This is a genomic window from Lentzea sokolovensis, assembly GCF_033949975.1.
In the GTDB taxonomy this organism is placed as follows: Bacteria; Actinomycetota; Actinomycetes; order Mycobacteriales; family Pseudonocardiaceae; genus Lentzea; species Lentzea sokolovensis.
The window spans coordinates 293,909-318,803 of record NZ_JAXAVU010000004.1; the positions used below are offsets into that span (position 1 = coordinate 293,909).

At 70.1% G+C, this 24,895-nt stretch carries 26 protein-coding genes; 19 read left to right on the forward strand and 7 right to left on the reverse strand.

Features of this window, described 5'->3' with window-relative positions; genetic code table 11:
- Nucleotides 1–77: 77 nt before the first annotated feature.
- Nucleotides 78–263: a hypothetical protein gene (locus SK854_RS06845; RefSeq protein WP_319974135.1), complete on the reverse strand. Its 186-nt coding sequence runs from the start codon at nt 261–263 to the stop codon at nt 78–80.
- Between the two features lie 85 nt (nt 264–348).
- Between SK854_RS06845 and SK854_RS06850 the strand changes: the two genes are divergently transcribed.
- Together SK854_RS06850 and SK854_RS06855 are read left to right on the forward strand one after the other, a co-directional pair.
- The gene (locus tag SK854_RS06850) at nt 349–684 is read left to right on the forward strand and encodes an ArsR/SmtB family transcription factor (protein ID WP_319974136.1); all 336 of its coding nucleotides are present in this window, start codon (nt 349–351) and stop codon (nt 682–684) included.
- An 87-nt stretch (nt 685–771) separates the two neighbouring features.
- On the forward strand, nt 772–1,761 hold the full coding sequence (locus SK854_RS06855; protein ID WP_319974137.1) for a zinc-dependent alcohol dehydrogenase family protein: 990 nt from the start codon (nt 772–774) through the stop codon (nt 1,759–1,761).
- On the opposite strand, the gene SK854_RS06860 is transcribed toward SK854_RS06855, so the two are convergent.
- From SK854_RS06860 to SK854_RS06870, 3 genes are all read right to left on the reverse strand, one after another.
- Nucleotides 1,758–3,119: a maltokinase N-terminal cap-like domain-containing protein gene (locus tag SK854_RS06860; RefSeq protein ID WP_319974138.1), complete on the reverse strand. Its 1,362-nt coding sequence runs from the start codon at nt 3,117–3,119 to the stop codon at nt 1,758–1,760. The two genes, SK854_RS06855 and SK854_RS06860, sit on opposite strands and share 4 nt — an antisense overlap.
- A complete protein-coding gene (gene treS, locus SK854_RS06865) occupies nt 3,116–4,783 on the reverse strand; it encodes a maltose alpha-D-glucosyltransferase (RefSeq protein WP_319974139.1) in 1,668 nt (555 codons plus the stop codon). The genes SK854_RS06860 and treS overlap by 4 nt, the downstream gene beginning before the upstream one ends.
- Nucleotides 4,784–4,853: 70 nt before the next feature.
- The gene (locus tag SK854_RS06870) at nt 4,854–5,096 is read right to left on the reverse strand and encodes a hypothetical protein (protein WP_319974140.1); all 243 of its coding nucleotides are present in this window, start codon (nt 5,094–5,096) and stop codon (nt 4,854–4,856) included.
- Nucleotides 5,097–5,225: 129 nt separating this feature from the next.
- Here SK854_RS06870 and SK854_RS06875 point away from each other — a divergent pair, with 129 nt between their 5' ends.
- The 10 genes from SK854_RS06875 (at nt 5,226) to SK854_RS06920 (ending at nt 15,969) form a co-directional block, all read left to right on the forward strand.
- Nucleotides 5,226–6,026: an alpha/beta fold hydrolase gene (locus tag SK854_RS06875; protein ID WP_319974141.1), complete on the forward strand. Its 801-nt coding sequence runs from the start codon at nt 5,226–5,228 to the stop codon at nt 6,024–6,026.
- A complete protein-coding gene (locus tag SK854_RS06880) occupies nt 6,023–7,204 on the forward strand; it encodes a PP2C family protein-serine/threonine phosphatase (protein ID WP_319974142.1) in 1,182 nt (393 codons plus the stop codon). The genes SK854_RS06875 and SK854_RS06880 overlap by 4 nt, the downstream gene beginning before the upstream one ends.
- Complete coding sequence (locus tag SK854_RS06885; protein ID WP_319974143.1) at nt 7,201–7,560, forward strand: STAS domain-containing protein; 360 nt, start codon at nt 7,201–7,203, stop codon at nt 7,558–7,560. The genes SK854_RS06880 and SK854_RS06885 overlap by 4 nt, the downstream gene beginning before the upstream one ends.
- Nucleotides 7,561–7,909: 349 nt before the next feature.
- On the forward strand, nt 7,910–8,548 hold the full coding sequence (locus SK854_RS06890; protein ID WP_319974144.1) for a GAF and ANTAR domain-containing protein: 639 nt from the start codon (nt 7,910–7,912) through the stop codon (nt 8,546–8,548).
- A 72-nt stretch (nt 8,549–8,620) separates the two neighbouring features.
- Entirely contained in the window at nt 8,621–9,388 is a 768-nt protein-coding gene (locus SK854_RS06895) for a GAF and ANTAR domain-containing protein (RefSeq protein WP_319974145.1), read from the forward strand.
- A gap of 117 nt (nt 9,389–9,505) precedes the next feature.
- Complete coding sequence (locus SK854_RS06900; protein ID WP_319974146.1) at nt 9,506–10,759, forward strand: glycosyltransferase; 1,254 nt, start codon at nt 9,506–9,508, stop codon at nt 10,757–10,759.
- Nucleotides 10,760–10,822: 63 nt separating this feature from the next.
- Nucleotides 10,823–12,010, forward strand: coding sequence for a glycosyltransferase (locus tag SK854_RS06905; protein WP_319974147.1), 1,188 nt, complete (start codon nt 10,823–10,825; stop codon nt 12,008–12,010).
- Nucleotides 12,011–12,380: 370 nt separating this feature from the next.
- The gene (locus SK854_RS06910; protein WP_319974148.1) at nt 12,381–13,502 is read left to right on the forward strand and encodes a glycosyltransferase; all 1,122 of its coding nucleotides are present in this window, start codon (nt 12,381–12,383) and stop codon (nt 13,500–13,502) included.
- Nucleotides 13,499–14,509 carry a hypothetical protein gene (locus SK854_RS06915; protein ID WP_319974149.1) on the forward strand — a complete coding sequence of 337 codons (1,011 nt, stop codon included), beginning with the start codon at nt 13,499–13,501 and terminating at the stop codon, nt 14,507–14,509. Before SK854_RS06910 ends, SK854_RS06915 begins: the two co-directional genes overlap by 4 nt.
- On the forward strand, nt 14,506–15,969 hold the full coding sequence (locus tag SK854_RS06920; protein ID WP_319974150.1) for a glycoside hydrolase family 130 protein: 1,464 nt from the start codon (nt 14,506–14,508) through the stop codon (nt 15,967–15,969). The genes SK854_RS06915 and SK854_RS06920 overlap by 4 nt, the downstream gene beginning before the upstream one ends.
- Here the strand turns inward: SK854_RS06920 and SK854_RS06925 are convergent.
- Nucleotides 15,934–17,190, reverse strand: coding sequence for a beta-ketoacyl [acyl carrier protein] synthase domain-containing protein (locus SK854_RS06925; RefSeq protein ID WP_319974151.1), 1,257 nt, complete (start codon nt 17,188–17,190; stop codon nt 15,934–15,936). The two genes, SK854_RS06920 and SK854_RS06925, sit on opposite strands and share 36 nt — an antisense overlap.
- A gap of 88 nt (nt 17,191–17,278) precedes the next feature.
- Between SK854_RS06925 and asnB the strand changes: the two genes are divergently transcribed.
- The 5 genes from asnB to SK854_RS06950 all read left to right on the forward strand — a co-directional run bounded on the left by asnB (nt 17,279) and on the right by SK854_RS06950 (nt 22,743).
- Entirely contained in the window at nt 17,279–19,093 is a 1,815-nt protein-coding gene (gene asnB, locus SK854_RS06930) for an asparagine synthase (glutamine-hydrolyzing) (protein ID WP_319974152.1), read from the forward strand.
- A 196-nt stretch (nt 19,094–19,289) separates the two neighbouring features.
- Nucleotides 19,290–20,207 carry an acyl-CoA desaturase gene (locus SK854_RS06935; RefSeq protein ID WP_319974886.1) on the forward strand — a complete coding sequence of 306 codons (918 nt, stop codon included), beginning with the start codon at nt 19,290–19,292 and terminating at the stop codon, nt 20,205–20,207.
- A 119-nt stretch (nt 20,208–20,326) separates the two neighbouring features.
- Nucleotides 20,327–21,256 carry a hypothetical protein gene (locus tag SK854_RS06940; RefSeq protein WP_319974153.1) on the forward strand — a complete coding sequence of 310 codons (930 nt, stop codon included), beginning with the start codon at nt 20,327–20,329 and terminating at the stop codon, nt 21,254–21,256.
- Nucleotides 21,253–21,978: a GAF and ANTAR domain-containing protein gene (locus SK854_RS06945; RefSeq protein WP_319974154.1), complete on the forward strand. Its 726-nt coding sequence runs from the start codon at nt 21,253–21,255 to the stop codon at nt 21,976–21,978. The genes SK854_RS06940 and SK854_RS06945 overlap by 4 nt, the downstream gene beginning before the upstream one ends.
- A gap of 39 nt (nt 21,979–22,017) precedes the next feature.
- Nucleotides 22,018–22,743, forward strand: a complete 726-nt coding sequence (locus SK854_RS06950) for a GAF and ANTAR domain-containing protein (RefSeq protein WP_319974155.1) — start codon at nt 22,018–22,020, stop codon at nt 22,741–22,743.
- A gap of 50 nt (nt 22,744–22,793) precedes the next feature.
- Here SK854_RS06950 and SK854_RS06955 read toward each other — a convergent pair whose 3' ends face one another.
- Nucleotides 22,794–22,949, reverse strand: a complete 156-nt coding sequence (locus SK854_RS06955; protein WP_319974156.1) for a DUF6307 family protein — start codon at nt 22,947–22,949, stop codon at nt 22,794–22,796.
- 253 nt (nt 22,950–23,202) lie between these two features.
- Here SK854_RS06955 and SK854_RS06960 point away from each other — a divergent pair, with 253 nt between their 5' ends.
- Both SK854_RS06960 and SK854_RS06965 read left to right on the forward strand, forming a co-directional pair.
- Nucleotides 23,203–23,940: a GAF and ANTAR domain-containing protein gene (locus SK854_RS06960; RefSeq protein WP_319974157.1), complete on the forward strand. Its 738-nt coding sequence runs from the start codon at nt 23,203–23,205 to the stop codon at nt 23,938–23,940.
- 92 nt (nt 23,941–24,032) lie between these two features.
- Nucleotides 24,033–24,656, forward strand: coding sequence for a hypothetical protein (locus tag SK854_RS06965; RefSeq protein ID WP_319974158.1), 624 nt, complete (start codon nt 24,033–24,035; stop codon nt 24,654–24,656).
- 58 nt (nt 24,657–24,714) lie between these two features.
- On the opposite strand, the gene SK854_RS06970 is transcribed toward SK854_RS06965, so the two are convergent.
- Complete coding sequence (locus SK854_RS06970) at nt 24,715–24,891, reverse strand: CsbD family protein (RefSeq protein WP_319974159.1); 177 nt, start codon at nt 24,889–24,891, stop codon at nt 24,715–24,717.
- Nucleotides 24,892–24,895 lie beyond the last annotated feature (4 nt).

Genomic DNA, 24,895 nt, shown 5'->3' on the forward strand with positions numbered 1-24,895 from the left:
CGACGGGATCGTTCATTCACGGAGTTCCGTTATCGTTCACAGCACTCCGGGGGCTGTGATTGATAGCGCACGTTCTGTCACTTTTTCTTGGGCCAGGGAATCAGCATCATGACGCCGGCGCTGGCGCACAGCAGCCCGATCGTCGTCCACAGCTGCTGCCCCGTCATGAAGCTGCCCTTGAGATAGCCCAGCCCCTGCGCGGTCCACACCCCGCCGACCAGCAGCAACACGATTCCGAGCCCGACCAGCAGTTTTCTGCTCATGGACGGGAGGCTACCGGCGGCAGGACGCCCGGAAGGTTCGATGGCGGTCGTACTATGAACATCGTCGAAGTCGTGAGGAGTCACCGTGGCACGTCCCCGCACCACCCCGCGGACCGTGGAGCACCCCGAGCTGTCCGAGGTCACGTTGCAGCAGGCCCTGGAGGCGCTGGCGGACCCGGTCCGGCGCATGGTCGTGTGCCAGCTGACGCGGGCGGGCGGCGAGAAGGGCTGCGGCACGTTCGACACGCCGGTGTCGGACTCGACCCTCACCCACCACTTCGCCGTCCTGCGCGAGGCGGGCGTGATCCGGCAGCACTACCGGGGCACGACCAAGCTGAACTCGTTGCGCACGGCCGAGATGGAGGCCCGGTTCCCCGGCCTGCTGCCGGCCGTGGTGAGCGCGGCGGAGGCCGAGGCTTAACTTCGATGGCGATCAAAGTTTGACGGCCATCAAACTTTGGGGCAGGGTGGGCGGCACTGCTTCCCGACCCCTGAGGACGGCGCCGCCATGGCAAGACTCGTGCAGTTCGACCGGCTCGGTGGTCCCGAGGTGCTGACGCTCCGCGACGTCGAGGTGGGCGATCCCGCCGAGGGTGAGGTGCGGATCCGCGTGGACGCGATCGGCCTGAACCGGGCCGAGATCATGTTCCGCGAGGGCGTCTACTACGAACAGCCGGTCTTCCCCGCCACGCTCGGCTACGAGGCCGCGGGCGTGGTCGAGGCGGTCGGCGAAGGCGTGTCGCACGTCGCCGAGGGCGACCCGATCGCCGTCGTGCCGGCGTTCTCACTGACCAGGTACGGCACCTACGGCGACCACGTGATCGTGCCCGCCTCAGCCGTGTTCCCCCGCCCGGCGAACGTCGGCGCGGTGCAGGCCGCGGCCGTGTGGATGGCCTACATCACCGCGTACGGACCACTGTTCGAGTCCGGCGAGGTCCGCCCCGGCGACCACGTGCTGATCACCGCCGCCGCGAGCAGCGTCGGCCAGGCGGCCGTCCAGATCGCCCGCCACATCGGCGCGATCCCGATCGCCACCACCCGCGACGCCGCGAAGAGCCAACGGCTCCTGGACGCGGGCGCTGCGCACGTCATCGTCACCGCGGAGGAGGACCTGCCCACGCGCGTCAAGAAGATCACCAGCGGCGAGGGCGTCCGCCTGGCGTTCGACCCGATCGCGGGTCCCGGCGTCGAGACAATCGCCCAGGCCATCGCTCCCGGTGGCCACCTGGTGGTCTACGGCGCGCTCGACCCTCGACCCACGCCCCTGCCGAACGCGAGCAGCTACCCGCAGCTGACCAGCCGCGCGTACTCGATGCACTCGATCAGCAGGGACCCCGGACGCCTGCGCCGCGCCGTCGCGTTCATCAACGCCGGGCTGGCGGTCGGCTCGTTCACGCCCGCCGTGGACCGCACGTTCGATCTTGCCGAGATCGCCGACGCCCACCGGTACATGGAGGCGAGCAGCCACATCGGCAAGATCGTCGTCACCGTCGACTAGACCAGCCAGGCAGGCTCTCCGGTCACCACCTCCGCGATCGCGGACAGCGGAATGACCGTCCACTCCGGACGGAACCGGTGCTCGTGCCGCACCTCCAGCACCGCCCGGTCCAGTTCGACGGCGGTCAGCAGCGCGCCATCGGGCCGCAGGTCCGGCGCCAGCTCGGCGTACCCGTCGCAGAACGCCTTCCGGTTGCGCTCCAGCCACCGCGCGGCGCTGGGCAGCAGGGTGGCCACGTCCTCCGCGCCGACCAGCAGCTGTGCCGCCGCGTAGTGCAGCGACCTCAGGACGGTGGCCACGTCGTGCTCGGCGGGGCGTGGCCGCGCGCGTTCCGCCGCGCTGCCGTTCGGGTCTCCCTCGAAGTCGACGAGCACCCACGTGCGCGGCGACCGCAGCACCTGGCCCAGGTGAAGGTCGCCGTGCACCCGTTGCAGCCGCAGAGGTTCGGAGGTCTCCAGCACCGCGTCGAACCGGGCGCGCAGGCCCGCCTCGAACGGCGCCAGCGCGGGAACCTCGGTCAGCGCGGCGTCCAGGCGGCGGTGCAGGGCCGCGGCGAACTCGACCTCGTCGTCCGGTCCGGCGACCTGCTCGCCGAGCGTCTCGCGCAGGTCGGAGTGCACGCGCGCGACGGCCCTGCCCAGCCGGTGCGCCTCGGCGGCGAAGTCGCCACCCGCGTCCTGCGGGTCCGCGCCGGGGCCAGCCAGGAAGTCCCGGACGCTGGCCGTGGCCATCGGCCAGCCCAGGGCGCCGAGCGGCACGAACTCGTGCAGCACCGCGAAAGTCGTGCGCACTCCGTCCAGTTCGGACTCCAGCGCGCCCAGCGGCGGTGCGATGTGCGGATCGTCGATCTCGTGCAGTGCGGTGTGCAGCACCAGTTCCGGGTTGTCGCCGGGCACCAGCTCGCGGAAGAACTTCAGCACGTGCCGCTGACCGTAGACGATCGAGAAGTTGCGCTGGGGCCCCGGGAACGGCCGCCCGACCGGAGCGGCGGTGTACCTGGGCGGCAGCGCGCCGCGGAACCGCAGTTCCTCGATCTCCGAGGGCTTCTCGAAGTGGTCGAGCAGCACGGCCGTCAGTTCCGGGTCGTACACCGCCTCGTACACCTCGCGCTCGCCCGCGCGGCCGATCCGGGCGTGCACCAGGCGCTCGGGCAGCTCGTCGCGCAGGCCCAGCAGCAGCTGGTACCGGCGTCCGTCACTCGCGAGCACGACGTGGACCAGCATGGGATCGCCGTCGCGCAGGACGGTCACTCGTTCGCACACCACCGGCCCGCGGCCGCGGAACCAGGGCTGCGCGTGCAGCCAGCGATCCAGCTGCTCGGGGGCGGGGACGACCTCGACGGCCTCGCTCGTCGTCACTTCTTGTCGCCGCCTTCCACGTCGGAGCTCAGCTGGAACCAGTAGAAACCGTGGCCGGGCAGGGTCAGCTGGTACGGCAGCTCCCCGACCGCGGGGAACGCGACGCCGCCGGTGAGCTCCAGCGGCACGGTGCCGGCGTGCTCGGACAGGTCGAGCTCGACGGGCTGCGGGAAGCGGGAGAGGTTGTTCACGCACAGCACCACGTCGGTGCCGAGCGTGCGGCGGTACGCGAGCACCGTCGGGTTGGACGCCCCGAGCTCGGTGAAGTCGCCGTGCCCGAACGCGCGGTGCTGCCTGCGCACCTCGATCATCCGGCGGGTCCAGTTCAGCAGCGACGACTGGTTGCGGGTCTGCGCCTCGACGTTGAGGCCCTGGTGGCCGTAGACCGGGTCCATGATCACCGGCAGGTAGATCCGGCCCGGGTCGCACGACGAGAACCCGGCGTTGCGGTCCGGCGTCCACTGCATCGGCGTGCGGACGGCGTCGCGGTCCTGCAGCCAGATGTTGTCGCCCATGCCGATCTCGTCGCCGTAGTACAGAACGGGCGAACCCGGCAACGACAGCAACATGGCGGTGAACAGCTCGTGCTGGTTCCGGTCGTTCTCCAGCAACGGCGCCAGGCGACGGCGGATGCCGATGTTCGCCTTCATCCGCGGGTCTTTCGCGTACTCGGTGTACATGTAGTCACGTTCGTCGTCCGTGACCATTTCCAGTGTCAGCTCGTCGTGGTTGCGCAGGAAGATGCCCCACTGGGCGTTCTCCGGGATCGCCGGCGTCTGCGCCAGGATCTCCGAGATCGGGAACCGCGACTCCCGCCGCACCGCCATGAAGATCCGCGGCATCAACGGGAAGTGGAACGCCATGTGGCACTCGTCGCCACCCACGGCCTGGTCACCGAAGTACTCCACGACGTCCGACGGCCACTGATTCGCCTCGGCCAGCAGAACGCGACCGGGGAACTCGTCGTCGACGACCTTGCGGCACTTGCGCAGGAAGTCGTGGGTCTCGGGCAGGTTCTCGCAGTTCGTGCCCTCGCGCTCGAACAGGTAGGGCACGGCGTCGAGGCGGAAGCCGTCGATGCCCAGCTCCAGCCAGAACCGCAGGATGTCGAGCATCGCGTCCTGGACGGCGGGGTTGTCGAAGTTGAGGTCCGGCTGGTGGCTGAAGAAGCGGTGCCAGAAGAACTGCCCGCGCACCGGGTCGTACGTCCAGTTCGACGACTCCGTGTCCACGAAGATGATCCGCGCGTCGCTGTAACGCGAATCGTCGTCGCTCCACACGTAGTAGTCGCCGTACGGACCCGTCGGGTCCTGCCGCGACTGCTGGAACCACGGATGCGCGTCGCTGGTGTGGTTGAGCACCAGGTCCGTGATCACCCGGATCCCGCGCCGGTGCGCCTCCTCCAGCAGGTACACGAAGTCCTCGACGGTGCCGAACTCCGGCAGCACCGCCCGGAAGTCGCTGATGTCGTACCCGCCGTCACGCAACGGCGACGCGTAGAACGGCGGCAGCCACAGGCAGTCGACGCCCAGCCACTGGAGATAGTCCAGTTTGGACGCGAGCCCGCGGAGGTCGCCGGTGCCGTCACCGTTGGAGTCGCTGAACGCCCGGACCAGAACCTCGTAGAAGACCGCGCCCTTGAACCAGTTCGCCTCGTGCTCCATGGCACCTCTCGCTCGCACGTAGTGGGAATTGCGGCAGAGTGCGGCACGGCGGGCGCCAAGATCAAATCGTTCACCTGACCGTGTGAACGGGCTCCGGAGGTCGGTGTTCTTCGTGCCGTTCGAGCACGCAGGCGATCCGTTGCATCGGGATCTCGTGCCGGTCGCGGGTGAGTTCGTCCTGCACGACGTAGTGCAGCTTCTCCCCCACGCTGCGCAGCATCATCACAACCCCCTTGTGCGTCTCGTCTCCGTCGACGCTGAACTCGACGAAGTCCCCTTGCCTCGCATCAGACCCGTGGTCACGCAGAATCACGGTCCCCACCTCCACGTCGTTGTGGCTGCGAACTGCACCTCGCGGCCGGGATACCCCGCACGGACGACCCTGCTCGGCGTTTCCCCTGTCGTGACGGGAATTCACCCGGCCAGGTGGCAGGATGCGGTGATGGACACGCGTCGGAGGAACAACGTGACCGTCATCGGTCGCGAGGACGGCCCGACCGTGTTGCTCGCCCACGGGTTCGGCTGCGACCAGAACCTGTGGAGGCTGGTGTCGCCGGCGTTGGCCGAACAGTTCCGCGTCGTGCTCTTCGACTACGTCGGATCGGGCAAATCCGACCTCGCCGCGTGGTCGCCGCAGCGCTACTCCACGCTCGACGGCTACGCCGAGGACATTCTGGACATTTGCGCCGAACTCGACCTTCACGACGTCGTGCTGGTCGGGCACTCGGTCAGCGCGATGATCGCCGTGCTCGCCGCCAACCGCGAACCCGCGCGGTTCGCCAAGCTCGTGCTGCTCACCCCGTCGCCCTGCTACCTCGACGACGGCGACTACCGCGGCGGGTTCTCGCGCGCCGACATCGACGAGTTGCTCGACTCGCTGGAGTCCAACTACCTCGGCTGGTCCGCGGCGATGGCGCCGGTCATCGCCGGCAACCCGGACCGTCCCGAGGTCGCCGGTGAGCTGGAGGACTCGTTCTGCCGCACCGATCCGGCGATCGCGCGGGTGTTCGCGCGCACCACGTTCCTGTCGGACAACCGGGCGGACCTCGCGGGCGTCACCGTTCCCACCGCGGTGGTGCAGTGCTCGGCGGACGCGATCGCGCCGCCCGAGGTGGGCCAGTTCGTGCACGAGCGGATCCGGGGCAGCGTCCTGGTGACGCTGGACGCGACCGGGCACTGCCCGCAGCTGAGCGACCCGGAGCAGACCACGGCGGCGATCGCCGGGTTCGCGGGTGCCCGGTGATCAGCCGGGCCGACGACGCTCGCGAGAACTTCGCGGACCTCTACGAGCACGCGCCGTGCGGGTACCTGTCCACGTCGATGGACGGCACGATCACCAAGGTCAACGGAACATTGCTCGGGTGGCTCGGCATCGGGCGTGACGAGCTGGTCGGGCGGCGCCGGTTCGCCGACCTGCTCACCGTCGGCGGTCGCATCTACCACGAGACGCACTTCGCGCCGATGCTGCGCATGCACGGTGAGGCCGGCGGCATCGCGCTGGAACTGGTGCGCACCGACGGCACCCGGTTCCCGGTGCTGGTGAGCTCGACCGTCAAGACCAGCGCGAGCGGCGCCGCCGAGCAGATCCGCACCACCGTCTTCGACGCGCACGACCGGCGCTCCTACGAGCAGGAGCTGCTGCGGGCCCTGCAGTTGGCCGAACAGGAACGCGATCGGGTGCAGCTGCTGGCCACGACGCTGCAACGCACGCTGCTGCCGCCCTCGTTGCCGGACATCCCCGGCATGGACGTCGCGGCCTACTACCACCCGGCCTCGGCCGACGAGGTCGGCGGCGACTTCTACGACCTCTTCCCGCTGGCCGACGGAACCTGGGCGTTCTTCCTCGGCGACGTGTCCGGCAAGGGCGCCGAGGCCGCCGTGGTCACGTCGCTGGTCCGCTACACGCTGCGCGCCGCCGCCGTGTACGACCCGCATCCGGTGGCCGTGCTGGAGCACCTCAACACGGTGCTCGTCCAGGAGCAGATCAGCACCACGCCGCGCTTCTGCACCGCCCTCCACGGCCTGCTGGAACTGGCCGGCGGCGGCGCCACGATCACGCTCGGCGGCGGCGGGCACCCTCCCGCGCTGCTGATCCGCCACCACGGCGCGGCCGAGCTGCTCACGATCCGCGGCGGTCAGCTGATCGGCGCGCTGCCCGACGCGCGGTTCGCCGAGCTCCAGGTGCACCTGCGGCCCGGCGACACGCTGCTGCTCTACTCCGACGGTCTGACCGAGGCCAGGACCCACGGCCGCGTCCGTTACGACGAGGAGGAACTGCGCGACTTCGCCGACACTCTCGACGTCAGCAGCGCGACCGAGACCGTGGCCGCCGTGTCCAAGCTCCTCGCGGGATTCGGCGTCGACGACGACACCGCGCTGCTGGCGCTGAGCGTCAACCTCAACGAGGAAGGCCGGTCATGACCGCGTTCACCGTCGTCACCCGCGACACCCCGGCCGGGCCGGTGCTCGAACTCGCGGGAGACCTCGACTCCGCCACCGCTCCCCTCGCGCTCCAATCGGTCGAGGCCCTCACGCCGCGGCCGGGGCAGCAGGTGGTCGTCGACCTCACCGAACTGCGGTTCTGCGATTCCAGCGGCATCTCCGCGCTGATCGCCACCCACAACCTGGCGCACGCGGCCGACGCCGGCATCGCGCTGGCGGGCGTGCCCCGCCACCTCACCCGCACCCTGGCACTCGTCGGGCTGGGCGGCTTCTTCGTCACCCATCCCACCGCCGCGCAGGCCCAGGCCGCCTGGGCGGACCCGCCTGGCGAATGAGCGGCATCTGGCCCTTCGACGAGCATCGGCTCGTCCAGGACAGTCGTGACCTCGCGCAGGTTCGGACCCGGTAACGGAGGCTGAACGGCGGCCCGCGGGCACGAGCCGTAAGCTGAATGAGTTGATCCTGATGCGGTCACGCAAGGCGTGGGCCTAGACCTCGCTACGTCCCAGGAAAGACTGGAAGCAGTCGACGTGGCGGAGGAAGCTGTGCCAGCCGTGGATGATCGGCCTTTTCCCGGTGGTGTGACCACCGGTGCGCGGACCTGACAGATCTCGTCAAACGCTGAGTCATGCACGCGCGACGGTGATGGCCGCGCTGCGTGACAGTGAGAGCAAACTCGACACGTTGGCGCGTGTGATTCGCGCGTGCGTGGACGTGCTGCCGGTCGACGGCGCCTCCATCTCCGTGATGAGCGGTCCGCGCGAGCGGGAGACCTTGTACGCCAGCGACAAGATCGCGGCTCAGATCGAGGACGTGCAGTTCAACCTGGGCGAGGGCCCGTGCTTCGAGGCGTTCTCCACGCGCAGGCCCGTGCTGGTCCCCGACCTGACCCAGGCATCGGCCGAGAAATGGCCGGTGTTCGCCACGGCGATCGCCACGCTGCCCATCGGCGCGATCTTCGCGTTCCCGTTGCAGGCGGGCGCGATCGGCATCGGCGCGATCGACCTGTACCGCCGCCGGCCCGGCTGGTTGTCCGGTGACGAGCTCGCCGTCGCGCTGGAGGTCATCGACCTGGTGACCGCGGTGCTGCTCGGGCTGCTGCTGGGCGAAGCCGGTGACGCCGACGGGTTCCAGGGTGTGTTGTCGCCTGGACGGGAGCAGGTGCACCAGGCGACCGGCATGCTCATCGCGGCTCTCACCATCTCGGCGGAGGAGGCTCTGGCCCGGCTGCGCGGGTACGCCTTCGTCAAGGGCAGGTCGCTCGACGACGTCGCCAAGGACATGGTGAGTCGCAGGTTGTCTCCGCTGGAACTGGGCAAATGACCGCGTACGAGGTGTCGATGGCAACCCGATGCGGGCAGCACTACCGTCGAACGAAGAAGACAGGAGCTGGTGATGACCGGTAGAGCGCTGTCCGGAACCAAACGGGAGTCTCGGTTGCTCCGGGCGTTCGTCCAGTTGGCGGACACCCTCGTCGACGACTACGACGTGGTGGACGTGTTGCACCAACTGGTAGAGCACTGCGTTCAGCTGCTGGACGCGACGGCGGCGGGGTTGATGCTGTCCGATCAGCGAGGCAGCCTGCGGGTGGTGGCCTACTCCTCCGCGCAGACCCGGATGCTCGAGCTGTTCCAGCTCCAGGCCAGCGAAGGTCCGTGCCTGGACTGCGTCCACAGCGGTGAGCCGGTGCTGGTCGCCGATCTGTCGACCGAGATCCCGCGCTGGCCCCGGTTCGCGCCGCTCGCCATCGAGGAGGGTTTCGCGTCGGTGCACGCGATGCCGATGCGGTTGCGGCGCGAGACCATCGGCACGTTGAACCTGTTCCGCCGCGAGACCGGTCTGCTGAGCGAGGAGGACCTGCTGGTCGTGCGCGCCCTGGCGGACACGGCGACGATCGGGATCCTGCAGGAACGTGCCATCCGGCGCGGTGAGGTCGTGACCGAGCAGCTGCAGACGGCGTTGAACAGCCGGGTCGTCATCGAACAGGCCAAAGGTGTGCTCGCGTTCGCCGGAAACCTGGAGATGGAGCAGGCGTTCCACGCTTTGCGCGGCTACGCGCGCAGCCGCGGTCGCCGTCTGGCCGACATTTCGCGGGAACTCGTTCTCGGAGAGCTCAGTCCGGATGATCTTCTCACCGCACAGCCCCGCCCCACCGAGGCGTGACCTTGGTAGCCTGAACCCGCTGGCAGAAGCAGCAACCGCCCGGCCCCCGCGGTCTCGTCGCCTCGTCGTGAGGAGATCACCGTGGCCGGCAGTGTCGAGCCAACCGCGTTCAGGCGGATGAGGATCGCGCTCGTCTCCGAGCACGCCAGCCCCCTGACCGAGCCCGGCGCGTCCGGTGCCGGAAGCCTGACCCTCCACGTGGCGGGGCTCGCGACAGCGTTGTCCGCGCTCGGCCACCACGTGGTCGTCTACACCCGGCGCGATCATCCCCACGTTCCGCAACGCGTGCGGACCGCTGACGGCTACGAAGTGGTGCACGTGCCGGCCGGGCCCGCCACGAAGCTGAGCGGAGAAGAGGTCCTCGCCTACATCGGGGACTTCGTCGGATTCCTCAAACTCACCTGGAAAGCGCGGCGTCCTGATGTCGTGTACGCGCATGGCTGGCTGTCCGGCATCGCGGCCGTGCTGAGCGCGCGGGACATCGCGGTGCCGGTGGTGCAGACGTACCACTCGGTGGGCACTGCCCAGCGGCAGGACCATCGTGCGAGCGGCCCGGCCTCGACCAAACGCCTGGCCGTGGAGCGGCTCGTCGGTCATGAGGTCACCCGCGTCGTCGCGCTCTGTTCGACCGAGGCACGTGCCGTGCTCGGGATGGGGATCGACCGGTCGAAGCTCGCCGTGGTGCCGCGGGGTGTCGATCTCGACCTGTTCGCACCGGGACGCGGGCCCGTGCCGCGAAATCGCCCACGCAAGATCGTCTCCGTTGGCAGACTGGTGCCGCACAAGGGATTCGACGCGGTCGTCCGCGCTCTGTCCACAGTGGATGAAGTCGAGCTGGTGATCGCCGGCGCCGGCGCGCAGGGCGACGTCTACGGCGATCCGGAGACGAAGCGGCTGCTCGCGCTGGCCCGCTCGCTGGGAGTGGGAGACCGGATCGTGTTCGCCGGTCACGTGCCGTACGTGGAGTTGCCCGTCCTGCTGCGGTCCGCGGACGTGGTGGCGTGCACCCCGCGGGATCAGTCGTCCGGCGGCGTGGCACTGGAGGCAATGGCGTGCGGCGTCCCGGTCGTCGCGACCGCGGTCGGCGGCCTCGTCGACGCCGTGGTGGACGGCCTGACCGGCGTGCTGGTCCCGCAGGGAAAACCGGACGCGATCGGCAAGGCACTGAGAGCGCTGTTCGCTGACGCCACGCAGCGAGAACTGCTCAGCGTCGCCGGGCACGACCGGGCGCACGCGCGGTACTCGTGGCGGCGCGTCGCCGCCGACCTGGCGCGGAACTACTCCACGGCGGTAGACCACCGATCATCCTTTGTAGACGGACGTACCGCCACGAGAGGTAACGCTCTCGCTCCGCAGCGCGACAGCCGGTAGCCTGAACCCGTTCAACCGCCCGGCCCCCGCGGACTCGTCACCTCGCTGTGAGGAGATCCACCGATGGGCAGGATCGCGCTGGTGTCCGAGCACGCCAGCCCGCTGACAGCACCCGGTCAGCTCGACGCGGGAAGCCAGAACGCTTACGTCGCCGCTCTTTCGGCCGCGCTGTGCGGCCTCGGTCACGAGGTCGTCGTCTACACCCGCCGCACCGCCCCGCGCGCCCCGAACCGGGTGCGCACCCAGGCCGGTTACGAAGTGGTCCACGTGCATTCCGGCCCCTCCAGGAAACTCGCCGAGGACGAGGCCACCTCCCGCGTCACCGACTTCGCCCGGTTCCTGAGCGCCGACTGGAACGCGAAACGGCCTGATGTCGTGCACGCGCAGGGCTGGTTGTCCGGGATCACGGCGGTACTGGGCGCCCGCGGCAGACAGGTGCCGGTGGTGCAGACGTTCCACACCCTGGGTTCCGCCGACCGGAGCCTGGCGGTCGAGCGGCTGCTCGGCAAGGAGGTCGCCAAGGTGGTGGCCACCCACTCGGACGAGGCGAACGACGTGCTCAGGATGGGGATCTGCGGATCGAAGGTGTCCGTGATTCCCCACGGCGTCGACTTGAAGCTGTTCACACCCCACGGTGCGATCGCGCCACGCGAACGAACACGCCGCATCGTGGCCGCCGGCCAGCTGGTTCCGCACCAGGGATTCGACGACCTGATCCGCGCGCTGTCCACTGTGGACGACGCCGAGCTGGTGATCGCCGGCGGATCCGCGACCGGGCGGCTGCGCGGTGATCCGGAGGCGAGACGACTGCGGACGCTGGCCCGTTCGCGCGGCCTCGCGCACCGGGTCACGTTCACCGGCCCGCTGCGCCAGCGCGAGTTGCCCGCCCTGCTCCGGTCGGCGGATGTCGTGGCGTGCACGCCGCGGTACGAGTCGTTCGGCGTCAACGCGATCGAGGCCATGGCCTGCGGTGTCCCGGTGGTGGTGACCGCCGTGGGAGGCCTGGTCGACGCCGTGGTCGACGAAGAGACCGGTGTGCGGGTCCCGTCACAGGACCCGCGTGCGATCTCCCAGGCGTTGACAGCACTCCTGCGCGACGCCACCCGGCGAAGAACGCTCGGCGCCGCGGGACGGGAGAGGATTCGCGCGCGGTACTCCTGGGACAGCGTCGCCGCGGAACTGGTGCGGGTCTACGCCGACGTCATCAGGCCGTCACCTGAGGAAACCAGCGCGCACGAGCCACGAGCGTAGAATGAACACCCCGAGGGTACTTCGCGCATCAGCGGCCAAGCAGGTGCCTCCTCCGGAGTTCGGCGACCCCGCCCGGCTGGTACGGACGGAGGCGGGAGAACCGAGATGATCTCGGGCCCGACCAGCACCGGCGTCGAACTCACCTCGTCCCGCGGCCCGCGAACGACGAGGAAACCGGACGCCCTGTCCGACGGACAGCTCCCCGGCGACCGCCCGCGCCACTCCCGTTCCCCACGCTGAACTCGCCGACCTGGCGAACGCGGCCGTGACACAGCACGGCTGACCGCCATTCCAAGAAAGTCCTTTGTGGACTTCTGCTCGGCAGCCGACCCGAAAGGCCGTCCGCTTCATGGTTCGCACCTATGGCTTCATGAGCACGTATCCGCCAACACAATGCGGGCTCGCCACGTTCACCACCGCCCTCCGGCGCCACCTGACCGCGGTCACGCCGGGCAGCAGAAGCCGGGTCGTCCGCGTTCTCACGGACGCGGACGCCGGCACCGCCGCCTCGACGTCACCGGCGGTGCACCACATGTTTCCCGGCGCGGTGGACTCCGCCGCCCGTGTGCTCAACCGCTGTGACGTCGTGGTGGTCCAGCACGAGTACGGGATCTACGCCGGGGAGGACGGCGCGGAGGCGCTGAGCGTGCTCGCCCGGCTGCGGGTCCCGGTCATCGTCGTGCTGCACACCGTGCTCACCTCGCCCACGCCCGGACAACGTCAGGTGCTCGAAGCCGTCGTCGACCACGCCGACGCCGTGGTCACCATGTCCGAGGCGGCGCGCGACCGTCTCCTGGCCGGCTACGCGGTCGAACGGCCCGGCGAGGTCGTGGTGATCCCGCACGGCGCCGTCCCGACCGGCGGATCCGCCCCCGGCACGCCGGGACGCGACCCGCTGATCCTGACCTGGGGTCTGCTCGGGCGCGGCAAGGGCGTCGAGTGGGGCATCGCGGCGCTCGGCGCGCTGCGCGACCTGCGTCCGCGCTACTTGGTGGCGGGACAGACCCATCCCAAGGTGATGGCCCACGAGGGTGAGGCCTATCGGACGCACCTGCGGGAGCGCGCCGCCGCCTCCGGTGTCGCGAACCTGGTCGAGTTCGAACCCGCCTACCTGCACCCGAAGGCGCTGGCGGACCTCGTCGGCCGGGCGGACGTCGTCCTGCTGCCGTACGACTCGTCCGAACAGGTCACGTCCGGGGTGCTCGTCGAAGCGCTCGCGGCACGGAAACCGGTGGTGGCGACGATGTTCCCGCACGCGGTGGAGCTGCTGGCGGACGGCGCCGGTCTGCTGGTGCCGCACCGGGATCCGGTCGCCATCGCCGCGGCGCTGCGCCGGGTGCTGACCGAGCCCGGACTCGCCGCCGGGATGCGCGCCCGTTCCGCCGACCTGGGTCCGGCACTGAGCTGGGCGGCGGTGGCGGGCCGCTATCGCCGGCTGGCCGAGAACCTGGTGGCGGAGAAGCTCACCGCCAGAGTCGTCGTGACGACGTGAGCGGCCCCGACTTCGCCCACCTGATCCGGCTCAGCGACGACACCGGCCTGTACGAGCACGCGGAAGGCCCCCTGCCGCGCATCGAACACGGCTACTGCCTCGACGACGTCGCCAGGGGCCTGGTCGTCCTGAGCCGCGAACCGCACCTGTCCGCCGAGCTGACCGCTCTGGCGGAGCACTACCTCGCCTTCGTCGCCTACGCGCAGAGCGAGGACGGCCGCTTCCACAACCGGCTCGGCCCCGCCCGCGTCTGGCTGGACGAGCCGGGGCTGGGCGACTGGTGGGGACGTGCACTGTGGGGACTCGGCACCGCCGCCGCCCGCTCCCCCGTGCCCGCGGTCCGCAAGGCCGCGCTGGAGTGCTTCGACCGCGGCGCCCGTCACCGCCCGCCGTCGGTGCGCACCATGGCGTTCGCCGCACTCGGTGCCGCCGAGGTGCTGGCCGCCGATCCCGTGCACGCTCCCGCCGCCGAACTGCTCGGCGACATCACCTCGTACGTCGGCGCACCACGTCCCGACGAGAACTGGCCGTGGCCGGAGAACCGGTTGTTCTACGCCAACGCCGTGCTGCCGGAGGCGTTGATCGCCGCGGGCGACCTCCTCTCGGACGACAAGGTCCGCGACGACGGCCTGCTGCTCCTGGACTGGCTGCTGGCCGTGGAGTCCACGGACTTCCACCTCTCCCCGGTCCCGGCCGGCGGGTGGTCCCTCGGCGAGTCGCGGCCGGCGTTCGACCAGCAACCCATCGAGGCCGCCGCGATGGCCGACGCCTGCGCCCGCGCCTACCGGATCACCGCCGACCCCAAGTGGCTCGCCGGGGTCCATCGTTCGATCGCCTGGTTCAACGGCGACAACGATCTCGGCACGCTGATGCACGACGAACAGACCGGCGGCGGTTACGACGGCCTGACCCCGGACGGCCCCAACATCAACCAGGGCGCCGAGTCGACCCTGGCGCTGATCTCCACCATGCAACACCTGCGCACGCTCCTGGAGAGCACCGGATGAACGCCCGAGTCACGCGCAGCCCGCTGCGGCTGCGCCCGGACCCGCGACGGGTCATCACCAAGCTCTTCGTGCCGGGAGAGGAGGTTCCCGAGCACGAGTCGCGGTCCGCGGCCGTGATCCGGCGGGTGATGGCACTCGACGAGGACACCGCGTGCGCCGCGCTGGAACGCACGGTCCGCCTGTTCGCGGGACGGCACCGGGACGTCCGCGTGACCTTCGCGGACAACTTCGCGAGCGTGAGCCACCGGCTGCCGGAGGACGTCGGCCTGTCCGAGTCCCGCCGGTTGCTGATCGGCGCGTACTTCACCCACGAGTACGCCGTCGAGGGCGCCGCGCTGTGCAACCCGTCCATGGTCGCGCACCCGGACCAGAGCGGGACGGCGCCCGGACAGGTGCGGTTCGTGCTGAGCGTCCGCGGCATCGGCGAGGGTCACCTGTCCTCGATCGGCTTCCGGACCGGGCTGGCCGGGCCCGGCGGTGTGCTCAGCGTGGATCCGCAGCCGGGCATCATCAGCACCGGCCTGCACCGGGACTCGATCTACGAGAAGAGCCTCTTCCAGGGCAAGCTCGCCGATCGGGGCCACCACGACGAGGTCTCCGCCGTGCTGAACCGGTGGCTGCCCGCGAAGTTCACCGGCGCCGAACTGGACGAGCTGCTGGCGGGCCTGCACCCGAAGCTGGTCGCCAGGCAGGCGGCCCACCGGACCGTCGAACTCGTCAGGTGGATCGCCGCGTGCAACTACACCACCGAGTTCCCGGAGGACTCGGTCGTGAGCGGGCGGGTGCTCTGGCCGATCGGCCCGTCCGAGCGCCACGGCATGGAGGACGCCAGGTTCGTCCTCTTCACCGACGACGACGGCGATCAGACCTACTACGCCACCTACACCGCGTACGACGGGGTCGACGTCGAACCACAACTGTTGCAGACCAACGACTTCCGCACCTTCCGGGTGTCGCAGACCACCGGTTCCGCGGCACGCAACAAGGGCATGGCGCTGTTCCCCCGGCGGATCGGCGGCAGGTTCGCGGCGTTGTCCCGCGGAGACGGCGAGAGCACGGCCGTGACCACCACAGACGACATCCGGACGTGGAACGATCCCCGGCCGGTGGCGGTGCCGGCCAGGGACTGGGACCTCGTCCAGGTCGGCAACTGCGGTTCACCGATCGAGACACCCGAGGGCTGGCTCGTGCTGACCCACGGCGTCGGCCCGATGCGCCTCTACTCGATGGGCGCGATGCTGCTCGACCTCGACGAGCCCTGGAAGGTGCTGGCCACGCTGGCGGAACCGTTGCTGGTGCCCAGTTCCACCGAACGCGACGGATACGTGCCCAACGTCGTCTACTCGTGCGGTGGCCTGCTGCACGGCGACACGCTGGTCATCCCGTACGGCGCGAGCGACGCGACCATCGGCCTGGCCACGACGTCAGTGAGCGCCCTGATCGACGCCATGGAGCGGTGACGGCGGCTCTCCGACGAGGAGGTGCACGAACGTGCCCGACAGGCCGTAGCTGCTGACCCCGGCGATCGCCGGTCCGGTGCCCGGCCACGATGTCGTGCTGGGCACCGGCGCGATGTTGAGGCCCGTCCAGTCCACCTGGGAGGTGGGCCGGTCGCTGTGCAGGCTGGCGGGAACCGTGCGCTCCCGCACCGCGAACGCCGCCTTGACCAGCCCCGCCATCCCGCCCGCGGCCTCCGGGTGGCCGATGTTGGTCTTGACCGATCCGACGAGGCACGGTTCGTCGCGGTGCACGCCGATGGTGGCGCCGATGGCCTGCAGTTCCAGCCGGTCGCCTGCCGGAGCCGCGTTGCCGTGCGCCTCGACGTAGCCGATGGCGGCCGGGGTGATGCCCGCGACGGCCGCGGCGCGGGTGATCACCTGCACGTAGCCCTCCACGGACGGCGCGATGACCGCCTTGGCGGTGCGGCCCTTGCTGGCCTGCGCGCTGCCGAGGATGAGCGCGTGGATCGTGTCACCGTCCACCTGTGCCTGCGAAAGCCTTTTGAGGACAACGACTCCTGCACCGTCTGCGCGCACGAAACCGTCCGCGTCCTCGTGCCCGAAGCGGCAACGGCCCGAGGAGGACAACATTCCGGCGGCGGAGTAGCCGTCGGTGTGGTCGGTGCCGAGCACGAGGCTGACACCGCCGGCGAGTGCCGTGTCGCACTCGCCGGTGCGCAGGCTCTGGCAGGCCAGGTGGACGGCGAGCGTGCCGGACGAGCAGGCCGCGTCGACGGTGGCGCAGGGACCGCGCAGGTCCCAGGCGTAGCTGACGCGGCCGGACGCCATGCTCCGGGCCGCGGCCGTCGCGATCGCGTACATGTCCACGGTGGTCTCACCGCGCAGGCGGTCCCAGTGCTCACCGGTGCTCTGTCCCATGAACACGCCGACGTCCTGGCCCGCGATCGTCTCGTCGCGCAGTCCGGCGTCGGCCAGCGCGTCGCGAGCGCAGGCCAGCAGCACCCGGTGCTGCGGGTCGAGGGTGGCGTTCTCCCGTTCGGTGACGAAGTAGTCCTCCGGCGCGAACTCCGCCGCGTCTCCGGCGAACCGCCCGGTGGTCGTCGCGTCGACCTCGCCGCGCACCAGGTCCCAGAGCCGCCGGGGGCTGTCCGCGCCGGGGAAGCGGCAGCCCATGCCGACGATCGCGATCGGCTCGCACGTGTTCATCAAGATCTCCGTCATCACTTCGGGTGTCCTAATTGGACCACCAGTCGATCTTGCTGCTCTCATTGGCCCGCTCCTGATCATCGATCGAAAGAACCGTGAGCCGATGTGCGGCATCGCAGGCTGGGCCGATCTCGTCCACCCCTCCCCCGGGATGCGCTTACGCGTCCAGCGGATGAACGACGCCATGGCGTTACGCGGACCTGACGGAGACGGCGTCTGGTCAGGTCCCCACGCGGTGCTCGGTCACCGCCGACTGGCCGTGCTGGACCCGGCACACGGGCAGCAACCCATGGTCTTCACCGACGACAGCGACGAACCGGTCGTGGCGCTGACCTACAGCGGCGAGGTCTACAACCACCGCGAACTGCGCGACGAACTGGAACAGCGCGGCCACAAGTTCCGCACCGGCACCGACACCGAGGTCGTCCTGCACGCCTACCTGGAGTGGGGCACGGACGCGGCCTCCCGCCTCAACGGCATGTACGCCTTCGCCGTCTGGGACCACCTGCGCGGCCGACTCGTCCTGGTTCGCGACCGACTCGGCGTCAAACCCCTGCACTACACGCGGCACGGCGCAGGCCTGCTCTTCGCCTCCGAGCCCAAGAGCCTGTTCGCCAGCGGTCTGGTCAATCCGTCAGCGAGCACCGACGGGCTGCGGGACTTCCTCGCGTCCGTGCACACTCCGGGAACCAGCCTCTTCCAGGGCGTGCACGAGGTCCGGCCAGGCACCGTCGTGATCCTCGACGCGAACGGCGTGCACGAGCAGCGCTACTGGCAGCTGGAGGCGCGTCCGCACCACGAGGACGTCGGCGCGACGGTCACGAACGTCGCCGATCTCCTGGAGGACATCACCACGCGCCACATCCAGGCCGACGTCCCGCTCGGTGCCCTGCTCTCCGGCGGACTGGACTCCAGCGCACTCGTCGCGCTCAGTCAGCGCGCGTCGAGGCGGAGTGGAATGCCGCCGTTGCGGACGTTCTCCGTCGACTTCGCGGGCGACCACTTCACCGGCACCGGCCTGCGGTCCACTCCGGACGGTCCGTTCGTGCGCGATGTCGTGGCGCACTGCGGCACCGACCACCGCGACATCGTCCTCGACGCCGCCGAGCTGACCGATCCGCGGCACCGGCAGGCCGTGGTGTCCGCCAAGGACGCGCCCGCGCTCGGCGACCTGGACGTCTCGCTCTACCTGCTGTTCCGGGCGGTGCGCGAGCACACCACCGTGGTGATCTCCGGCGAGAGCGCGGACGAGGTCTTCGGTGGCTACCCGTGGTTCCACGAGACCGATCGCGTCGGCGCCCGCGACTACCCGTGGCGCTACTTCACCGGGCACAGCGGTACCTACCAGGCGTTGCTGCGCGACGACGTCACGACCGAACTCGGGATCGCCGCGCACCGCGAGGCGCACTACCGCCAGGCCCTCGCCGAGGTGCCCCGGCTCGCGGGCGAGACCGGCGGCAGGATGCGCGAGGTGCTGTACCTGCACCTCACCCGCTGGCTGCCCCACCTGCTCGACCGCAAGGACCGGCTCAGCATGGCCGTGGGGCTGGAGGTGCGCGTGCCGTTCTGCGACCACCGGCTCGTCGAGTACGCGTTCAACGCGCCGTGGACGCACCACATCTCGGACGGCCGGGAGAAGTCCCTGCTGCGCGCCGCGGTGGCTCCTCTGCTTCCCGCGAGCGTGATCGGCCGGACCAAGGCGCCCTACCCGATCACGCACGACCCGGCGTACCACCGCACGATCTCCGCACAGGCGCATGACCTGCTCGCCACCCCGTCGGCCCCGGTGTGGACGCTGCTGGAGCCCGCACGCCTGCGGGACCGGCTGGAGCGGCCGGCCACCGACCACGCCACCCGTTCCGGCATCGACTTCGCCCTCAACCTCGATCTGTGGCTGCGCGCCGCTCGGCCCTTGTAACCCCCAACGGGGTTTCGCCACCTCGCGACTCCGGGTAGACACCAGGTGCCGGCGCTTCGGCTGCGTTGCCCGCGCCGGCCCCTTCCCGTTCGCCCGAGACCCCGGCGGCACCGACGAGATCGCCGTCCCGGAGGTTCGCGACGTGAGCACGACAACGAGCACCACAGCAGCCGGCGCGCAGGCCGCACCGCAGCCGATGATGGCGGGTGAGAACTCCCCGTCCGAGAGATTCCTGATCAAGCTCTTCACCGTGGTCCCGGCGCTGGCGCTGGCCGCCGCGGTCCCGCTCGCGTGGGGCTGGGGCCTGGGCTGGACCGACGTCGGCCTCGCCGTCTTCTTCTACAGCCTGACGTGCCTCGGCGTGACGATCGGATTCCACCGCTACTTCACCCACGGCGCGTTCAAGGCCAACCGCGCGCTGCGGATCGCACTGGCGGCGACCGGCAGCATGGCGATGCAGGGGCCGATCATCGGCTGGGTCGCCGACCACCGGCGGCACCACGCCTTCGCCGACCGCGAGGGCGATCCGCACTCCCCCTGGTTGTTCGGCACATCGGTCGGCGCACTGGCCAAGGGATTCTGGCACGCGCACCTGGGCTGGATGTTCCGCCGCGAACTGACCAACGCCGCCCGCTTCGCGCCCGACCTGCTCGCCGATCCCGACATCCAGCGCGTCAACCGGCTGTTCCCCGTGCTGACCGCCGTCACGCTGGTCGCGCCCGCCGTGGCCGGTGGGCTGATCAGCTGGAGCTGGTGGGGCGCGCTCACCGCGTTCTTCTGGGCGAGCCTCGTGCGGGTGGCCGTGCTGCACCACATCACGTGGTCGGTCAACTCCATCTGCCACATGATCGGCGACCGGCCGTTCGAGGCGCGCGACAAGTCCGCGAACTTCTGGCCGCTCGCGATCCTGTCCATGGGCGAGTCCTGGCACAACTCCCACCACGCCGACCCCACCTGCGCACGGCACGGCGTCCGCCGTGGTCAGATCGACATCTCCGCGCGGCTGATCCGGATCTTCGAGATCTTCGGCTGGGCCACCGCCGTCCGCTGGCCGCGGCCGGAGCGACTGGCGCGCAAGCTGAAGACGCCCGGCGACGTCCGAACGGCGGCGTAACTCGGGAGTGCGGAGCACTAAGATCAACCGTGCGCCTGGCCCAGGTCAGGTGAGAAAGCGACACCCGCCCCGGCCCCCGGCGGTGCCACTTCCACCACTGGTCTGGGGTGCTGCCTGCCATGATCGGTCTCGCCGACGTCACGCATCTGGAAGAGGACATCCGCGCGTTGCGCGAAATGGACTACCGCCACGGCGGCGAGCCCTGCCTGGACCGGGTGCGGCGGCGGATCCGCGACAACCTCCCGTTGCTCACCGCGACGGCGGCCCCAGAGGTGCGGCAACGGCTGCACGTGGCCATGGCCGACCTGCGGAACCTGGCCGGGTGGGTCTGCTTCGACGCCGGACTGGTCACCAACGCGCACAACCACTTCTCGCACGCGCTCGCGCTGGCCGGAATCGCCGGGGACGACGGGTTGATCGCCAACGTGTGCTATCGCCTCGGGCGGGTCTACCTGCACCACGGGCACCTCGACGAGGCGCTGCGGTACTTCGACCTGGGCCGGATCGCGGCCTCCAGATCCGGTGACCGGCTCGCCGCCGGCATCATCTCGGTCAACTCCGCCTGGGCGTGCGCGAGGAAGGGCGACGAACACGGCGCGCTCACGTTGCTCGACCGCGGTCGTGAGCAGTTCACCGCCGCGAACCGCACCGAGGTGGCCGAGTGGGCGAGGTTCTTCACCGAGTCCGACCTGTCGGCCATGGCGGGAGCGGTGCACACGACCCTGGCGGGCACCGCGGGCAGGCACCACGCGCGGACGGCCGTTCCGTTGCTCCACGCGGCAGTCAACGGCTACGGCGAGGACATGGCCCGCAGCCGGATCCTCAGCCTGGTCCTGCTGTCCACCGACCAGTTGATCGAGGGGGACGTCGAAGTCGGGGTCGGCACCGGGCTGCGGGCGCTGGACTCCGCCGCCGCTGTAGGGTCGGCCCGCATGCGCGACCGCTTCCGCCCGCTCGCACTCCAGGCGCGCAGGCACCACGACCACGCCGGCGCACTCGACCTCGCCGAGCGGATAGACGCCCGCACCACCCGGCCGGACTCGCTGTGAGCGGTGAACGGCTCGCGAAAGTGCTGGCACACCTCACCGGCGACGCGGCTCATCGCGATGTCGCGATGCCCAGCGAGGCCGCGTGCGAAGCGAGCGTGGCGTTGCTCGGGGTGAGCGGCGCTCAGCTGACCTTGACGCGCGGCACGGGCCGACGTGCGTACAACTACGCCACGAACCAGATCGGCACGCTCCTCGAGAACATGCGGTTCGTCCTCGGTGAGGGGCCGTGCGAGCACTCCCTCCGGTCCGGTGTTCCTGTCCTGGTGGACGATCTGGACTCCTGGGAGAACCATGAGCGGTGGCCGCTGTTCACACTGTCCGCCGGCGCCACCGGGGCGCGAGCGGTGTTCGTGTTCCCGTTGCGCAGCGGCGCGATCCACCTGGGTGCGCTCGTGCTGCACAGGACAAGCCCGGGGCCGTTGACCTCAGAACAGGTGGCCGACGCGCACGTCGTGACCGACGTCGTCATGTCGTTGGTGCTGGACGAGTTGACCCGCGTCCACGTCGAAGTTCCTCCGCCGACTGGAATGCCGCTCCGCCAGGCCGAGGTGCACCAGGCCATCGGGATGTTGTCCGTCCAACTGGGGGTGAGCATGGACGAGGCGCTCGTGCGGCTGCGCGCGTACTCGTTCGCACAAGACAAGCCGGTCGTCGAGGTCGCCCGCGACGTCGTCACCCGGCATCTGCGACTGAGTCCGAACGGCCGGTTCGATCCCCGATGATCCTGCCGCCCCGGCGAGAACCGACAGAGGTGACTTGTCATGTCCGTGGAGAACCTGGCGGAGACGTTCGTCGAGCTGGCCGACACCCTGGTCGCCGACTTCGACCCGGCCGAGTTCATGCATCTCCTGGCCGACCGCTGCGTCAGCACCCTGGGGGTGGACGCGGCCGGCATCCTGCTCGCGGACCACCTCGGTGAGCTCCAGGCGGTCGGTGCCTCCAGCGACCGCGCCCGGCTGCTGGAACTCTTCGAACTCCAGCACCGGCAGGGCCCGTGCATGGAGTGCTACCTCACCGGGGCGCCGATCACGGTCACCGGTTTCACCGAACCACCCCAGCGGTGGCCCGAGTTCTCCTCGGCCGCGGTGGCCGCAGGGTTCGGCGCGGTGCACGCCCTGCCGATGCGGCTGCGCGAGCAGACCATCGGGGCGCTGAACCTGTTCACCGTCACCGAGAACGACCTGGGCGAGACGCGGGTCAGGGTGGCGAGGGCCATGGCGGAGGTCGCCACCATCGGTCTGCTCCAGGCCCAGGTCATCAGCCACCGCGAACTGCTCGCCGGGCAGCTGCAGCACGCGTTGCAGAGCAGGGTCCTCATCGAACAGGCGAAGGGGGTGCTCGCCGAGCGGCTGCAGGTGGACATGAGCACGGCGTTCCAGACCCTGCGGCAGTACTCGAGGAACAACCGCCTTCACCTGGGCAAGGTGGCGGAGGACGTCATCGACGGCACGATCGACATGACCGCGCTGACGGCCTCCAGGGCGTAGCCTCCGGCCCGCTCATCGCCAGGCCGGCGCCCCACCGTCGTGGTGTCAAGTCACCGCACCCGCTCCGGGATGTGGTCCAGCGCGCGCAGCACCTGCACCGCCACCTCCCGCGTGTCCTTGCCGCCGAGTTCGGTGCGGCCGGTCAGCACGTCCTCCACCATCTTGAGCCTGCGGTCGTAGGCGGACGTGTAGGTGGAATCAGTCATGCGGGAACTCCCGACTTCGGCCGCAAGACGACCGGGTCACGTTTCATCGAGCACGACAGGAGCTTGAACGCTCAGGTGCGAAATGTTCTCGACGAATTGAGACTACACTCTTTCGGACGCGTTCGACCGACGCAGAACTCGGCATTCCGATGGTAATTCCCGGAAAAGCAGGTCCCCCGCCGTCGCGGCGCTAGTCTGACCAGAACCGCCCTGACCCCGCGGCTGCCACATCGACGAGCGAAAGGGGACCGGCGTGTCGGACCAGCGGGTGGCACAGACGTTCGCCGAACTGGCCGACGCACTCGTGGAGCGGTTCGACACCATCGAGTTCCTGCACGTACTGGCCGAGCGCTCCGTCGAGTTGCTGCCGGTGAACGCGGCGGGGATCCTGCTGGCCGACGGTCAGAGCGCCCTCAAGCTGATGGCCGCCTCCAGCCACCTGGCCCACCCGCTTGAAAACCTGATGCCGCACAGCGAAGACAGCCCGTCCGAGGAGTGTGTCCACTCCGGACGGACGGTGCGCTGCCCCGATCTGCGCGGGCAGCAGCGGTGGCCGCGGTTCACCGCCGCGGCCGTGGAACTGGGATTCGCCGCGGTCGACGCGGTGCCGATGCGGTCGCGGGACAAGGCCATCGGGGCGCTCACTCTGTTCCGCACGTCGCCCGGCGCGCTGCCCTCCGAGGCCGCCGCACTGGCGCAGTCCTTCGCGAACGTCGCCACGATCAGTCTTCTCCAGGTGCGCGCGACCGAGCAGAGCGAGGCGGTCGCCGAGCAACTCCAGGCCGCACTGATGAATCGCGTCGTGATCGAACAAGCCAAAGGCGTGCTGACCGAACGGCTGGAGATCGACGTCGCGGACGCCTTCTCCCTCATGCGGAACTACGCGCGCAACACCGGTCAGCTGTTGTCCGACGTGGCCAGGCTGGTCAACGAACGGTCACCGGAGGCCGCCGCGCTGACGAGGGTCGGCACACCGCGGCCACGCTGGTGACGGAGTAGCGTCGAGCCATCGACCCCTCATCGCAGCGCGAACCCGGCACGGACTCGGCTCAGCTCACCGGGAGAATCCGGGCGGGCGCCGCGGTGGTCGCGATCCTGCTCGTGCTTCTCGCGGTGACACTGGCGGTTCTGCTCGGTGTCTCGCAGGCGGGCACGGCGGTGGTCGGCGTCCTGGGCTGGCTGGCCGCACTGGCGGCGCGCCTGCCGACGCTGGGCACGGCCGGCCGCCTGCACGCCGTCCGGCGCCGGGACACGATCATCGGGGTGACGACGGGAATCACCGACGAGCTGGTCCGGCTCGCGCTGGTCCTGGTCGCCGTCAGCGGCGTCGAGTCCGCGCTCTGGGCCGGTTTCGGCTGGGCGCTGGCTCAGCTCGTGTTCATCGCCGCCATCGAGCTGACGACGTTCACCTGGCCCATCGGGCGTCAGGCCGCCGAACAACTGAAGGCGCAGGGCGGGTTCGTCAGCACGCATCCCGTGCACAGCGGCGTTCGTGGCCTCACGGCGATGTCGTTCTACCTGGGTGCGACCCTGCTGCTCACCGCCGGGCCGTGGTGGGTGCTGGCCACCGCGTCCGCGCATGCCTTGGTGAACCTGGTTTTCGCGCGGCAGGCCAGGAAACGGCTCGTTCCGGTCGAGGTGTTCGGTGCCGTCGTGAGCGTGGCGCTGTTGCTGGCCGGTCTGATCGGCACCGAAGTGCTCGCCTGAACGCAAAACGGGAGCACGCACCCAGAGGATGCATGCTCCCGTGAGAGCGGAACGCCGGTCAGTCCTTCTTGAAGGCGTCCTTCACCTTCTCGCCAGCTTCCTTGAGGTGACCCTTCGCCTGGTCGACCTTGCCCTCGCCCTGCAGCTCACGGTCGCCGGTGGCGTCGCCGACGCCTTCCTTGACCTTGCCCTTGACCTGGTCGGCCTTGGCGTCGATCTTGTCGTCGGTGCCCATGTCT